This window comes from Epibacterium sp. ABV4_022 (assembly GCF_056159345.1).
Genome location: NZ_JBSWVA010000001.1, coordinates 209,161 through 223,182, shown reverse-complemented (window position 1 = coordinate 223,182; position 14,022 = coordinate 209,161). Strand labels below are relative to the sequence as shown.

Annotated in this window: 14 protein-coding genes and 2 tRNA genes; 8 read left to right on the top strand and 8 right to left on the bottom strand. The window is 60.8% G+C overall.

Annotated elements, in window-relative coordinates:
- Positions 1-75 precede the first annotated feature (75 nt).
- The gene (locus tag ACXAF5_RS01045; RefSeq protein WP_474945224.1) at positions 76-1,518 is read right to left on the bottom strand and encodes an NAD(P)-dependent oxidoreductase; all 1,443 of its coding nucleotides are present in this window, start codon (positions 1,516-1,518) and stop codon (positions 76-78) included.
- A 238-nt stretch (positions 1,519-1,756) separates the two neighbouring features.
- On the opposite strand from ACXAF5_RS01045, the gene ACXAF5_RS01040 reads away from it, so the two are divergent.
- Positions 1,757-2,560, top strand: a complete 804-nt coding sequence (locus ACXAF5_RS01040) for an undecaprenyl-diphosphate phosphatase (RefSeq protein WP_474945223.1) — start codon at positions 1,757-1,759, stop codon at positions 2,558-2,560.
- Positions 2,561-2,622: 62 nt separating this feature from the next.
- On the opposite strand, the gene ACXAF5_RS01035 is transcribed toward ACXAF5_RS01040, so the two are convergent.
- Entirely contained in the window at positions 2,623-3,612 is a 990-nt protein-coding gene (locus ACXAF5_RS01035; protein ID WP_474945222.1) for a complex I NDUFA9 subunit family protein, read from the bottom strand.
- Between the two features lie 190 nt (positions 3,613-3,802).
- On the opposite strand from ACXAF5_RS01035, the gene ACXAF5_RS01030 reads away from it, so the two are divergent.
- Together ACXAF5_RS01030 and ACXAF5_RS01025 are read left to right on the top strand one after the other, a co-directional pair.
- Positions 3,803-3,889, top strand: a tRNA-Leu gene (locus ACXAF5_RS01030).
- 144 nt (positions 3,890-4,033) lie between these two features.
- A tRNA-Leu gene (locus tag ACXAF5_RS01025) sits at positions 4,034-4,120 on the top strand.
- Positions 4,121-4,364: 244 nt separating this feature from the next.
- On the opposite strand, the gene ACXAF5_RS01020 is transcribed toward ACXAF5_RS01025, so the two are convergent.
- From ACXAF5_RS01020 to ACXAF5_RS01010, 3 genes are read right to left on the bottom strand one after another with little or no spacing between them, the layout of a single operon-like run.
- Positions 4,365-5,885 carry a heme biosynthesis HemY N-terminal domain-containing protein gene (locus ACXAF5_RS01020; RefSeq protein ID WP_474945221.1) on the bottom strand — a complete coding sequence of 507 codons (1,521 nt, stop codon included), beginning with the start codon at positions 5,883-5,885 and terminating at the stop codon, positions 4,365-4,367.
- Between the two features lie 10 nt (positions 5,886-5,895).
- Positions 5,896-7,242 (bottom strand): COG4223 family protein, encoded by a 1,347-nt coding sequence (locus tag ACXAF5_RS01015; RefSeq protein ID WP_474945220.1) that lies wholly within the window; start codon positions 7,240-7,242, stop codon positions 5,896-5,898.
- Between the two features lie 50 nt (positions 7,243-7,292).
- The gene (locus ACXAF5_RS01010) at positions 7,293-7,970 is read right to left on the bottom strand and encodes a uroporphyrinogen-III synthase (protein ID WP_474945219.1); all 678 of its coding nucleotides are present in this window, start codon (positions 7,968-7,970) and stop codon (positions 7,293-7,295) included.
- A 134-nt stretch (positions 7,971-8,104) separates the two neighbouring features.
- Between ACXAF5_RS01010 and tsaD the strand changes: the two genes are divergently transcribed.
- From tsaD to ACXAF5_RS00985, 5 genes are read left to right on the top strand one after another with little or no spacing between them, the layout of a single operon-like run.
- On the top strand, positions 8,105-9,202 hold the full coding sequence (tsaD, locus tag ACXAF5_RS01005) for a tRNA (adenosine(37)-N6)-threonylcarbamoyltransferase complex transferase subunit TsaD (protein ID WP_474945218.1): 1,098 nt from the start codon (positions 8,105-8,107) through the stop codon (positions 9,200-9,202).
- On the top strand, positions 9,199-10,161 hold the full coding sequence (locus ACXAF5_RS01000) for an NAD(P)H-dependent glycerol-3-phosphate dehydrogenase (protein ID WP_474945217.1): 963 nt from the start codon (positions 9,199-9,201) through the stop codon (positions 10,159-10,161). Before tsaD ends, ACXAF5_RS01000 begins: the two co-directional genes overlap by 4 nt.
- 1 nt (position 10,162) lies before the next feature.
- Positions 10,163-10,435 carry a YciI family protein gene (locus tag ACXAF5_RS00995; protein WP_011540145.1) on the top strand — a complete coding sequence of 91 codons (273 nt, stop codon included), beginning with the start codon at positions 10,163-10,165 and terminating at the stop codon, positions 10,433-10,435.
- Complete coding sequence (locus ACXAF5_RS00990; protein WP_474945216.1) at positions 10,435-10,857, top strand: EVE domain-containing protein; 423 nt, start codon at positions 10,435-10,437, stop codon at positions 10,855-10,857. Before ACXAF5_RS00995 ends, ACXAF5_RS00990 begins: the two co-directional genes overlap by 1 nt.
- Before the next feature lie 57 nt (positions 10,858-10,914).
- Positions 10,915-11,310, top strand: coding sequence for a DUF1761 domain-containing protein (locus ACXAF5_RS00985; protein WP_474945215.1), 396 nt, complete (start codon positions 10,915-10,917; stop codon positions 11,308-11,310).
- Between the two features lie 232 nt (positions 11,311-11,542).
- On the opposite strand, the gene ACXAF5_RS00980 is transcribed toward ACXAF5_RS00985, so the two are convergent.
- The 3 genes from ACXAF5_RS00980 to ACXAF5_RS00970 all read right to left on the bottom strand — a co-directional run bounded on the left by ACXAF5_RS00980 (position 11,543) and on the right by ACXAF5_RS00970 (position 13,939).
- Positions 11,543-11,884, bottom strand: coding sequence for a DUF2853 family protein (locus tag ACXAF5_RS00980; protein WP_474945214.1), 342 nt, complete (start codon positions 11,882-11,884; stop codon positions 11,543-11,545).
- 228 nt (positions 11,885-12,112) lie between these two features.
- Positions 12,113-13,498, bottom strand: coding sequence for an adenosylhomocysteinase (ahcY, locus tag ACXAF5_RS00975; protein ID WP_474945213.1), 1,386 nt, complete (start codon positions 13,496-13,498; stop codon positions 12,113-12,115).
- 126 nt (positions 13,499-13,624) lie between these two features.
- Complete coding sequence (locus ACXAF5_RS00970) at positions 13,625-13,939, bottom strand: hypothetical protein (protein WP_474945212.1); 315 nt, start codon at positions 13,937-13,939, stop codon at positions 13,625-13,627.
- Between the last annotated feature and the right edge of the window lie 83 nt (positions 13,940-14,022).

Sequence of the window (14,022 nt, the reverse complement as noted above, 5' to 3'; positions counted from 1 at the left end):
GTTCATTCTCCTCTGCCTGGCGGTGGCGCCGCGCCTCTTGTCAGGGGCGCCGGACCGCTCGGGGAAACCTGTTGATTACTCGGCGGCGACGGCGGCCTTGGTGTTGAAACGCTCGATGATCGCTTCGGCACAGTCGCGGCCGTCCTTGATCGCCCAGACCACCAGCGACGCGCCGCGCACGATGTCGCCCACGGCATAAACACCATCGAGATTGGTCGCGCCGGTTTTGAACTCCGCCTTGATGGTTCCCCAGCGGGTCACGGGCAGATTTGGTTGGTTCCAGAGCGTCGGCAGCTCCTCGGGTTCAAAGCCAAGCGCCTTGATAACCAGATCGGCGTCTTCGACATAGTCAGCGCCCTCGATCACCTCGGGGGATTGGCGGCCCGACGCATCGGGCTGTCCCAGACGCATCTTCTGCACCATCACGCCCGAAACCTTGCCGCCCTCATCGGTGAAGCCTTTGGGGGCGGAGAGCCATTCGAAGATCACGCCTTCTTCCTCGGCATTTTGCGTTTCACGCTGCGAGCCCGGCATATTGGCGCGGTCACGACGATAGAGACATTTCACCGACTCGGCGCCCTGACGAACCGAGGTCCGCACACAGTCCATCGCGGTGTCACCGCCGCCGATGACCACAACCTTCTTGCCCTTGGCATTGAAGGTGCCGTCCTCATACTCGGGCACGGTGTCACCAAAGTTCGCCACCCGGTTGGATGCGGTCAGGAAGTCGATCGCCTTGACGATGCCTGTCGCACCAGAGCCCGGCATGTTCAGATCACGGGATTTATAGACGCCGGTGGCAATGATGACCGCATCATGCTTGGCGCGGATCTCCTCAAAGGAAATGTCCTCACCGATGTTGCAGTTCATCACGAAGGTCACGCCACCCTCTGCCAGCAGCTCATTGCGGCGCATGACGATTTCTTTTTCCAGCTTGAAGCCGGGGATGCCATAAGTCAGCAGCCCCCCCGCACGATCATAGCGGTCATAGACGGTGACCTGCACGCCAGCCTTGCGCAGCATGTCGGCGGCCGCCAGACCACCGGGACCTGCGCCAATGATGCCGACGGATTCCTCGCGCTCTGCCAGTGGCGCATTAGGTTTCACCCAGCCTTTGTCCCAGGCGGTGTCAGTGATGTACTTTTCGACCGCACCGATGGTCACGGTGCCATGGCCGGATTGTTCGATCACACAGTTGCCCTCGCAGAGGCGATCCTGCGGGCAGATGCGACCACAGATTTCGGGAAAGGTGTTTGTCGCTTGCGAGGTTGCATAGGCTTCCTCAAGCCGCCCGGTTGCGGTCAGACGCAGCCAGTCGGGGATGTTGTTGTGCAAGGGGCAGTGCGACTGGCAATAGGGCACGCCACACTGGCTGCACCGGCTCGCCTGTTCCTCTGCCTTCACCGCCGCGAATTCCGCGTAGATTTCGTCGAAATCCTCCCTGCGAGTCTCGGCAGTTCGTTTCTCGGGCATATCGCGATCAATGTTCACGAATTTCAGCATCGGTTGCTTGGCCACGGCGAAACTCTCCTTTTGGCTGGCGGCGACAGTATGAATACCTTGAAGCCCCAATTAAAGTCAGTGTTACTGACCTATTTATGGGCTAGCTGTCTGTGAATACTGCTTTTGGCCAGCTTGTACAGGGTATTTCAGGTCCGTTTCGGACCTAAATTGCGACTTTCTTATAAAAATAAAGGGGTTATACAAGAGGTGAAATCACGTGCCTTTTGCCGAAACCGCAGCGGACGACTTATCCATGCCTCTGTTTCAGTTGATCCTCATCGCTTTGATTCAAGGCATTACAGAGTTTCTGCCGATCTCATCCTCCGGTCACCTGATTCTCCTGCCCGCGTTGACCGGTCTGCAAGATCAAGGTCAGGCCATCGACGTCGCAGTCCATATCGGGACCCTACTGGCGGTCATTCTCTACTTCTGGCGGGACGTGAAAACCGGGCTTGCCGGCCTGCCAAGAGCCCTCTGCGGCCATATGGACACGCCCGGAACACGGCTGGCGATGGGGCTGATCGTGGCCACCGTACCCACGGTGGTGTTCGGCATTTTCCTGCACCTCACCGGCCTGAGCGACATGCTGCGCTCGATCGCGGTGATCGGCTGGGCAATGCTGGTGTTTGGTCTTGTTCTCTATGTTGCGGACCAGCGCGGCCGCACAGAGAAAACACTGGAGAACTGGGGGCTGCGTGACGCCCTGATCATGGGCCTGTGGCAGATGATTGCCCTGATCCCGGGCACATCCCGCTCCGGTATTACAATCACCGGTGCCCGCCAGCTTGGCTATAGTCGGGAAGAGGGGGCACGGATTGCCATGCTAATGTCGATCCCGACGATCACGGCATCCGGTCTGTTCCTGGGCACGGAGGTGGCGCTGGATGCCAATACGGCGCTGATGCGGGACATGGGCATCGCCGCCGCCCTCGCCATGTTTTCTGCGCTCGCCGCGCTGACTCTGATGATGCGGCTGCTAAGATCGGTCAGCTTCACGCCCTATGTGATCTATCGGGTCATCCTGGGCCTGGTGCTTCTGAGCATCGCCTACAGCTGACGCGCCAACCGCCGAACAACCAGCGCCCGCGGCTCTGCGACGGTCGCGGCAGAGCGAAAGCCTCACACGTCGCCGCGAATGTTCCGGGCGGATCGCATCAGTTCGTCATACTGGCCCGAGGGGCGGAACTTCCACAGGTAGTCCGGTAGCACAGATCCCAAAGCCACGGGCTCGATGCCGAGCTCGGCAAAGCCCTTGGCCCCGTCCGCCACCACATTGTCGTTCCTGAGGTTCTTGAGCTGATCGCGCGTCAGCAGCGTATTCTCAAACAGCCCGAAAGAGATCGACTGCGCCAGGTCAAAGCTCCATGCCATCACGCGGGCCACGACATGCGGCAGGGACACGACCAGACGACGGCGGTGAATGACCGCCAACATATCCTGCATCAATGCAGAGAACGACTTTACCTCGGGACCGCCAAGCTCGTAGACGCCGGGCGCGATCTCCCCCGTCAGCCCCGCAACCGCTGCCTGCGCCACGTCATCGACATACACGGGCTGAAACCGGCTCTCCCCACCGGCAATCGGCAGGATGGGGCCAAAACGGGTCATGGCGGCGAACCGGTTGAAGAACTGATCCTCCGCACCAAAAATGACCGACGGTCGCAGGATCATCGCCTCGGGGAAGGCTTCGAGGACCAGATCCTCGCCACGGGCCTTGCTTTGCGCATAGACGCTCTCGGCCTGCGAATCCGCGCCGATCGCAGAAACATGGACCAGTTTTCCAACACCGTTTTGCGCCGCGATGCGGGCGATACGCCCCGCGCCCTCCGCCTGCACTGCCGAAAAGGTATTCCTGCCCACCTCGTTGAGCACGCCAACGCAGTTTACCACCGCGTCGGCGCCAGCCATGACAGCCGCAACGGACTCGTCATTGCGGATATTGCAGAACACCGGCTCGACCTGGCCAGGGACGCCATAGGGTTTGACATGCATCGCCTCGTTGGGGCGCCGGACCGCGACACGGACGCGCCAGCCTGCCTTTGCCATGCGGCGTACGATGTAACGACCGACAAAGCCCGATCCGCCATAGATGGTGACCAGTTTGGACATGACTTGGCTCCTCTCACGTAGCTGCTGTTCCGATTTATCGCTCCAAGCCCTTTGAAACAAGGCGCAAAACGTCGCTGATTGTTCCTGAGCCGCGACCGGGGTCCGGCTCCGTCATCGTATTTTGGAAAAATGTCAAAAATCCATTTGACGCCCCGCCCGACTCTCCTTATACGGCCCTTCACCAACCCGTGCCCAGATGGCGGAATTGGTAGACGCGCTAGCTTCAGGTGCTAGTGTCCGTATGGACGTGGAGGTTCGAGTCCTCTTCTGGGCACCATTATTTCCTGACATCATCGCCTGACCAAGCCTTTGAGACCAAAGCATCTATTCGCCTGCGCGGCGAGGCTTTGGACGCAGGTCTGATGCGTTTTCCGCTTGCCGAGGATGCAAATCCCGCTTATACGGCCCGACACCAACCCGTGCCCAGATGGCGGAATTGGTAGACGCGCTAGCTTCAGGTGCTAGTGTCCGTATGGACGTGGAGGTTCGAGTCCTCTTCTGGGCACCAATTTGGACCTTCCCCAATTCGTTTTTCGCCACCGTCACGTGGATTATGAGCGTATCGCTTCGGTCGCCTGGCTTGAGCGATACATGAATGACGCCCATGCCCCGGGTGCGACGATCACCGCAGAAACACAACCCCGCGCCGCCGCAGCCCGCACGCCACGGTGCAACGGCTCAGATCAAGGGACCCTGGCCCAACTGCTACCCCACCCCGGCCTGCCAAGGACGTGGCCAGGGGGTGTTGGGTTCTATTTGGTGCCGTCAGACGCATTCGAGCGCTGATCTTCCGCGTCGCTCTCCGATGCGCCCTCGGACGAAGGTGCCTCCGTCACGTCCTTGAGATCAGGACCCAGGTCAGGATCGACAATGGTCAATGCACCGGTGCTGTTTTCCGCGCGCCCGGCCAGCAACGGCAGCATGGCAGCCCCGGTGGCAGTGCTGAACTCCGGCGCATCAGGGCGCTTCCAGGTCAGCGTATCAAAGCTGGCGCAGTTTTCACACGTCGGCGTCCACGCCGCCTGAATATGATTGCAACTCTCGCAGACCCACTGCGGACCGCGCGGTGCCGACAGCGCCTTGGTCAGCCAGCCCTGCACCATGGCGTCCGGGCCACCTTCGCCCTTTTCGATGGCAGCCATCAGCGTCAGCGCACGCGCATCCGGCGCTCGATCAATCAGATCGCCCAGCGCCCGGCGCGCTTCGGGGAAATCCTCTGCCACAATCAAAAGCTCTGCCCTGACCAGACGGGTTTCATCATGGTCGGGTTTCACGCGCAGCAGGGTCTCGAACCGCTTTACCCGGTCCTGCGCGGTCTCATCCGGCTCGATCTCGGCAAAGGCATGGGCGAGATCCGGATGCGGCTGCGCCTCCCAGGCTTTTTTCAGGATCCGCACGGCGTTGCGCGGCTTGCCTTTGGCAATATAGCTGCGGGCCGCCAGCGCCGCGGCGGGAACCAGATCCGGCGAGAGGCGGTTGGCTTCGATGGCCTGTTCCTGCTGCTCCGGTGAGGCCTCCTCGGACAGAAGCGCCTTGGACGACGACAGCGCCAACACCGCATCCCGACGCTTGAACACCTCCCGCGGGAGTGTCCCGGTCTTGAGCTTTGTCGCCAGCGTCTGTCGCGCACCGGCCCAGTCTTCGGCCTGCGCCTGCAGTTTCAGCAGGGTATCCTGCACTTCCTCGTGCTTGGGTCGCAAAGCAAGCGCCTTTTCGGCCAGGTGCCGCGCAGTCTCGGTATCCCCCTCCGACAGCTTTTGCTTCATGATCCCGCGCACGCCCACAAAGCGGGTGGACTGATCCGACAACAGGCGTTTGTAGGCTTCCGATGCCTTGCGGCTGTCACCGGCCATTTCCGCCGCCTGCGCCACAACCAGATCGGTCAGAGCCGGATCCTGGAGGTAGCGTTCGGCGCGTGCCGCTTTGGTCAGTGCGGTGCGTCCCTCACCAACTGCCAGCGCCATCAGACTGTCGGCGAGCGCCTGATAACCGCGCCGTTCACGTCCCTTGTCGAAATAGCGCGACAGCGCCGTTTCATCGCCGTTCAGAAACCGCAACGTTGCGATCAACAGCGAGAGCAGCTTGAAAAACAGCCACGTCAGCACCATCAGCGCCAGCAGAGCGATCACCGATTGCAATGCACCAAGCGTGTACTCCGTGCCCGCAAGGGTGATCTGCACGCCTCCGGCGGTTTCCATCAGGACGCCCGCGCCAAAGGCCAGAAGCGCGACGATCGCGACGAATACGAGAATCTTCAACAATGACCAGAGCATGGCGACGTCCTTAGTTGGCGTTCAGGCTTTGCGAGAGCGCGTCGGTGGCGGCTTCGGCATCAAGGCGCGTGCGCGCCGAGTTCTGCCACGGGGCAAGCTCCTCCTTGGCGCTGTCGGGCAGGGCGGTGAGTTCATCAAGCGCGGCGGAAATGTCTCCGCTCTCCACGGCGGCACCGGCCCGCGACAGGATCGCATCCGGATCATCCCCTTCGCGTGGCGCAACGGAACGGGCCCCTAGGTGACGGTTCACATAGGCCATGAGGCCCCCGCTGCCCTTGGTTTCCTCGCGTGCGGCCGCAAGTGCCGCGCGCGCGGCCGGGGCGAACCCGTCGCGCAGTCCCGCGAGGGTCGCAACACCTGTATCCGCTGCAGATCGAATATCGTCGGGAACCTCGACTTGCAGTCGGCCAAGTTCGTCCACCAGATCGGCATAGGGCGCACCGGCATCCAGCGCCGACCGCAGCCGCGACACCACGGATTGCGCCGCTGCGATACGGGCGGCCTCTGCGCTTGCGCGTTCCATCTCCTGCGCCTCGGTCACCATGCGCTCCACCTCGGCCTGCTGTTCGCTCAGGCTGTCGCGCACACGTTGGAGTTCCGCTTCAAACGCCGCGACGGCATCCGCGGACGCCCCCTCGGTGATGGGACGCGCCTCCAGCGCAGCCACACGGTCGGTGAGGTCCCGAAGCGATTGCGCCAGTTCCTCGTCGATGCCTGATGCAGGCTGCTCCTGCGTTTCTTGTGCGGCCTCCAGATCGGACAACCGTGCACGGAGCGGGTCCAGGTCAGGCACCTCGATCGCCGCCACGCTGCTGCGCAGATCTGCCACGTCCGATTTCAGATCGGATTGGGCGGTCTGCAAGGGTTCAAGATCGACGCTGGATCCGCGCAAGGACGGGGGCAGGACGCCATCAAGAGCGCCCCCCTGACCCGCAACAAACCCGATGAGCGCGGCCACAACACCGCCAAGGATCGCAGCCCCGAAACCGCCGCGTTTCTCGACGATGCGCTCCTGGACCACAGGCACCGGCGCTGGGTCCTCTGCCGGCGTGTCCTGCGCAGCGGTCTCGGTCTCGGTCTCGGTCTCGGTCTCGGTCTCGGTCTCGGTCTCGGTCTCGGTCTCGGTCTCGGTCTCGGTCTCGGTCTCGGTCTCGGTCTCGGTCTCGGTCTCGGTCTCGGTCTCGGAAACAGGCACCTCGGTTTCCGCAAAGTCGTCAAGCTCTTCTGTTGCGAGCCGCTCCTCAACTTCCTCTGCGCTGACCGTGTCGGGGGCCGCCTCGTGATCCTTTTTCAGATCGTCCGCGGAGTCTCCCGGGGCCGGTGTTGCCGCGTCTCCTGATTTCTTGCCTTCAGCCACTCTGGCCTCCCCCGATTCCCCAAACGTGTTCAACACAATACAGGATGACCCTAGTCTCCGGGTCGCTCCGCCTCAACCCGAAGCCAATCCTGTGCGACATCACGCACCAAATCCGCCATCGCCTCGGCTGATGGAAACTTACTTACGTGTCGTGCCCCACTTTGCAAGCGCGGCATGACCTCTGCCACCGCGTCACTCATCGCAATCAGCGACAAATGCGCGGTTTCCGGACATAAGCTGGCAAAATGCGCCGCGGTGCGCGGTGAAAAAAGCGGCACGATCAACGGGACCTGCGCCGCCAGCGCATCCGACGCTTCTGTCGTCAAGGGACAGAGATCCTGACGGTAAATCGCCTGCCCCCTGCACGAAACCCCACCATCGGACAGACGTTTGGCTACGGCGCCGCGGGTGTATTCTCCGTGCAGATGCAGCAAAGCGCCTGCGGGCTGATCCGCGAGCAGCGCCGTAACCAGCGCATCAGCGGTGTCCCCCAGACAATCCGCCTGCCACCCCGCATCGCGCGCCGCTTGGGTTGTGCGTTCCCCAACGCAATAGGCTCTCATACGATGCGGTTGTGCCTCGGATGTGACCCGCACGCCCTCGCCCGAGGTGAAGATCACCGCCTCGATTCCGCCGAGATCGATTTTGACCGGCAAGGCAGAGATACGCATCAACGGGGAATGGATCACCGACAACTGCGCGCGCAGCGCCACTGGAAGAAGATCCAAAAAACGCTCTCCCGCCTCGCGCGGGCGCGTCATCAGAAGGGCTGGCCCGTTCCTGTGCACCTGCGCGCTCCCGGGATTGTTTGCATCACTTCATGGTGGTAGCCCCGCAGCACAAAGGATGCAACGGTAGGCCCATGACCCAAACGCTCACTCTTCTCGGACTGGAAAGCAGCTGCGACGATACCGCGGCAGCCGTTGTGCGCCAAACAGCGGGCGAGCGGGCAGAGATCCTGTCGTCGGTGGTCTTTGGCCAGACCGCGTTGCACAGCGCCTTTGGCGGGGTCGTGCCGGAGATCGCCGCCCGCGCCCACGCGGAAAAGCTGGATACGTGTGTGCTGGATGCCCTGTCCGAGGCGCATCTGACCCTGGATAATCTCGACGCCATTGCCGTGACCGCAGGTCCGGGCCTGATCGGCGGCGTGATGTCGGGTGTGATGTGTGCAAAGGGGATCGCGGCGGCAAAAGGGCTGCCCTTGGTGGGCGTCAATCACCTTGCAGGGCATGCGCTGACGCCCCGGCTGACGGATGATGTCGCTTACCCCTATCTGATGCTGTTGGTGTCAGGCGGCCATTGCCAATATCTGATTGCGCGCGGGCCAGAGGCGTTCTCGCGTCTCGGTGGAACGATTGACGATGCGCCGGGTGAGGCGTTTGACAAGACCGCACGTCTGCTCGGCCTGCCACAACCCGGCGGCCCATCCGTGCAAAAAGAAGCGGAGCATGGCGACCCGACACGGTTCCGTTTTCCGCGACCCCTGCTGGACCGCCCCGATTGCAACCTGTCCTTTTCCGGACTGAAGACGGCCTTGATCCGGATGCGGGATCAGATCGTAACGGAGAAAGGCGGCTTGACCCGGCAAGACCGCGCCGATCTCTGCGCCGGTTTTCAGGCTGCCATCGTCGATACATTGGTTGAAAAAACGCGCCGCGCACTCAGGCTCTACCTGGATGAGAACCCCACGCACCCCACGCTGGCGGTGGCAGGAGGCGTTGCCGCCAATACGGAAATTCGCGCTGGCCTAATGGCGCTTTGCGCCCAATTAGAGACTGATTTTCTCGCACCACCCTTAAATCTATGTACGGACAATGCGGCCATGATCGCCTACGCCGGGCTTGAGCGATTTCGCACCGGAGCACGCGATGGCATGGATCTGGTAGCTCGCCCGCGCTGGCCGCTGGACCAGACCAGCCCCGCGCTTATTGGCAGCGGGAAAAAGGGAGCAAAAGCATGAGCGTCGCGGTCCTCGGCGCAGGTGCGTTTGGCACCGCCTTGGCGATCTCGCTGGCGCGCAAAGCGCCAACAACGCTCTGGTGTCGTGATGAAACCCATGCGGCCGACATGCAGGCATCTCGGGAAAACACCCGCCGCCTGCCGGACGCGCCCCTGCCCGCGTCCCTGACCGTCACGTCGGACAATGCCTGTTTCGAGGCGCATGATGTGATCCTCCTTGCGGTGCCGATGCAGAAAATGCGCAGCTTTCTGGCGCAGCATCGCACGGCACTTGCGACCAAGACACTGGTGGCCTGTTGCAAAGGGATCGAACTCGACACTGGGTTGGGTCCGGTTTCCGTGCTGCGCGAAGCGGCTCCCGAGGCGACAGCGGCCTTGCTCACCGGCCCCAGCTTTGCCGCAGATATCGCAAGGGGTCTGCCCACCGCGCTGACGCTGGCCTGCGACCCGGACGAAACCGGCAAGGCGTTGCAATCGAGCCTTTCCACAGACAATCTGCGGCTCTATCGCACCACGGATCTGGTCGGTGCCGAGATTGGTGGCGCGCTGAAGAACGTCATCGCGATCGCTTGTGGTGCCGTCATCGGCGCACAGCTCGGCGACAGTGCCCGCGCTGCGCTGATGACCCGCGGCTATGCAGAGATGCAGCGACTGGCCCTTGCGCGCGGTGCGCGGCCGGAAACCCTTGCCGGACTTTCCGGATTTGGCGACCTGACGCTAACCTGTAGCTCGGAACAATCCCGCAACTTCCGCCTTGGTCTCAGTCTCGGGCGTGGCGAGGCCTTTGACCCGTCGATCACCGTTGAAGGCGCCGCCACCGCCCGCGCAACGGCAAAAGCCGCCCAGGTGATGAGGCTGGAGATGCCGATCACGCAAACGGTAACCAATTTGCTGGATCAAAGGTTGACGATCTCCGACGCTGCGGATCAATTGCTTAAAAGACCACTCAAAGAGGAATAAAATGCTCATTGCATTGATTGCCCGCGACAAACCCGACCATCTGCAAACCCGTCTCGACAATCGTGCGGCGCACCTTGCCTATATCGAGGAGACCGGAGTTGTCGCCCAAGCGGGCCCTCTGTTGGACCAGAACGGTGAGATGGTTGGCTCTCTGGTCATTTTGGATGTCGAAGATATGGCCGCTGGTGAAGCCTGGGCCGCAAATGATCCCTACAACAAGGCCGGTCTGTTTGAAGCAGTCGAATTGATCACCTGGAAGAAGGTCATCGGCTAATGGCGTATTGGCTGTTCAAATCCGAACCCAACACCTGGGGCTGGGACGACCAGGTCGCCAAAGGGGATGCTGGCGAGGAATGGGACGGCGTACGCAACTATCAGGCCCGCAATTTCATGCGGGAGATGAAACTGGGGGATCGCGGGTTCTTCTATCACTCCCTGAAGGAAAAATCCGTGGTCGGGATCGTCGAGGTCTGCGCCGAGGTGCACCCAGACAGCAAAACGGATGATCCACGCTGGGAATGCGTGGACATCAAGGCCATTCGCGCCTTTTCACAGCCGGTTTCTCTGGACCAAATCAAATCCAACCCCGCCCTGGAAAACATGGTCCTGGTCAAGAACTCGCGGCTCTCGGTCCAGCCCGTGACAGAGGCCGAGTGGAACGAGATCTGCAAGATGGGACACACGCAAGCCGATTGACCGGATCACCCGATCTGGCATTCTTGTCCCGGATCAGTGTCAGGGAGGGACAACGGCTTGGAACTTTTTGGTGTGCTTGTGGCGACACTCGCCGCTTTTGCAGCAGGGGCGGCCTATTACGGTGCATTGGCAGACCCATGGATGACAGCCTCGGGCATCGAACGCGATGCAGCGGGAAAACCCAAAGGCGGCCAGACCCCGGCCATGTTTGCCATCGGTTTCCTCTGCCAATTGGTGGTCTGCGGCATGATGCGCCATGTGTTCAGCCTGTCCGGTATTGAAACACTCGGCGCCGGGGTTGTGGCGGGGTTGGGCATAGGGTTGTTTTTCATCACGCCCTGGATTGCGCTCAACAACCTCTATGGCATGCGGCCGCGCCTGTTGACCGTGATCGATGGCGGATACGCAACGCTTGCCTGTGCCATCATGGGCCTTGTCCTGACCGTATTCTGATCCGCTGGCAGAGGTGGCGAAGCAAAAAGGCCGCTGACATCCGCCGCGGCCTTCTCGTCACTCAACGCCCACTCCCACCGTGCGCGTCAGATTTTGCGCCGTCACTGCGCCGAGAGGCTTCTATCCGAGGCCGCCGATGGCCACAATTCCCGGTGCGCGACAATCTGGTTAAAACCTGACCGACTGGTCAAAATGTCCACTTCAACCGCAGCTGTCGGCCACACGGGCTGGGTCAGCCGTAGATCGCCTCTTTGCCGAAATGCTTGGTCAGGAGGTAATAGACCACGGCGCGGTACTTGTTGCGCTCGGACTTGCCATAGATCTCGATCACTTCGTTGATCCCCGCCATCAACTCCGGTCCGTCCGTCAGGCCAAGCTTCTTGATCAGAAAGTTGTTTTTTACCGTTTCCAGTTCCTCGGGCTGACTGGAGGCAACGGTAGACGCATCCGCATTGTAAATGGCCGGGCCGCAGCCGATCGTCACTTTGGTAAGCAGATCCATGTCCGGCGTCACGCCGCATTTGGCCTTCAGATCATCCGCATATTGCGCAATCAGCTCTTCACGTTTGCCCATGGTCACATTCTCCTGTCCTGGATCTGCTGCCTCTTTGGCAGCGTTGCGATGGCGTGACGGTAGGAAGATTCCAAAATCCAACAAAGGGGTTTTTCTTCGCAGTCCATATCAGAAATGCGGTTTGGGAGGGTGGGTGGGGCGATGTTCCCCTGGAACGAGCGCCGGACAGCATCACGAAAAAACCCGGCGCGATGGCCGGGTTTTCCAATTCTTCAAATATCCGATCGCTCAGTAGCGGTAGTGTTCCGGCTTGAACGGGCCTTCGGGCTTGACGCCAATATAGGCGGCCTGCTCAGGCGTCAGCTTGGTCAGTTTTGCACCGACACGCTCCAGATGCAGCGCTGCAACTTTCTCATCAAGATGCTTGGGCAGGATATAGACCTTGTTGTCGTACTCATCGCCCCGGGTCCACAATTCGATCTGCGCCAGAACCTGATTGGTAAAGGAGGCAGACATCACGAACGACGGATGACCGGTCGCATTGCCGAGGTTCAGCAGACGCCCCTCAGAGAGCAGGATGATCCGGTTGCCCGAAGGCATCTCGACCATATCCACCTGTTCCTTGATGTTGGTCCACTTGTGGTTCTTCAGGTTCGCCACCTGAATTTCATTGTCGAAGTGGCCGATATTGCCGACGATGGCCATATCCTTCATCTCGCGCATGTGTTCGATGCACAGAATGTCCTTGTTGCCGGTGGTGGTGATGAAGATATCCGCGTCCAGCGCCTCTTCCAGCAGGACCACCTCATAACCGTCCATGGCGGCCTGCAACGCGCAGATCGGGTCTGCTTCGGTCACTTTGACCCGTGCACCGGCACCGCTCAGCGACGCGGCAGAGCCTTTGCCCACATCACCATAGCCACAGACAACGGCAACCTTGCCCGCCATCATGGTGTCGGTGGCGCGGCGGATACCGTCGACGAGGCTCTCTTTGCAGCCGTATTTGTTGTCGAACTTCGACTTGGTGACAGAATCGTTCACGTTGATCGCCGGGAAGGGCAGCTGACCCTGCTTCACCAGCTCATAGAGACGGTGCACACCGGTGGTGGTTTCCTCGGAAACACCCTTGATCTGATCGCGCATCTTGGTGAACCAGCCGGGGGATTGTTCCATCCGCTTCTTGATCTGCGCCTTGATGACCTCTTCTTCCTCGGAGGTCGGAACCGCGATCACGTCTTCACCCGCTTCGGCACGTGCGCCCAACAGAATATAGAGCGTTGCATCGCCGCCATCATCAAGGATCAGGTTCGGACCTTCGGGAAACTGGAAGGACCGGTCCAGGTAATCCCAATGCTCTTCAAGGCTCTGACCCTTGATCGCAAAAACCGGAACACCCGCTTCGGCGATGACCGCAGCAGCATGATCCTGGGTCGAGAAGATGTTACAGGACGCCCAGCGCACATCGGCACCCAACGCCACCAGCGTTTCGATCAGCACAGCGGTCTGGATCGTCATATGCAGCGAGCCGACAATACGGGAGCCCTTCAGCGGCTTTTCCTCACCGTATTCTTTGCGCAGCGCCATCAGGCCCGGCATTTCGGTTTCTGCAATGTCCAGCTCTTTGCGGCCAAAGCCCGCCAGCGCGATGTCCTTGACGATATAATCTCCGGCCATGTTCTGCTCCGTTTGAGATTTCAACAGGTTTCTTGGCTTTGGGAGGTAACACCGCAAAGGTTGATAAGCAACGAAGATGGCGTCGGACATCTGCCATACCGATCACCAGAATCGCACCGGACCGCGTCAGCTGGCCGGATCGTTGCGTCGGTCATGCTCCGGGACGATGAAGTAGTGCTGACCCGAGGCCACTAGACAGCTCAGTCCCGTCGGATGGGACAGCAATACGGTAAAAGTACCACTTCCCTGCGAGGACCAGATCTCGACGATCACGTCCAAGGGTCGCCCTTTCTGCAACCCCGCCGAACTCAGACGTTCGTCGAACTGATGTTCCAGGCGCTCAACGATCACCTCGCGCGGGGCGCAGGTCTGTGCCTGTGCCGGCGGCGCGATCGCTGCCATGCCAAATACCAGTGCTGCGGATATGAGACGTTTGAACATTGTGCTTCTCCTTTCCTGTGTGAGCACCGGAAAAGGGCAAGCCATGTCGGGGACGCGCCCCTTTCTTCAATCTATATATGGTG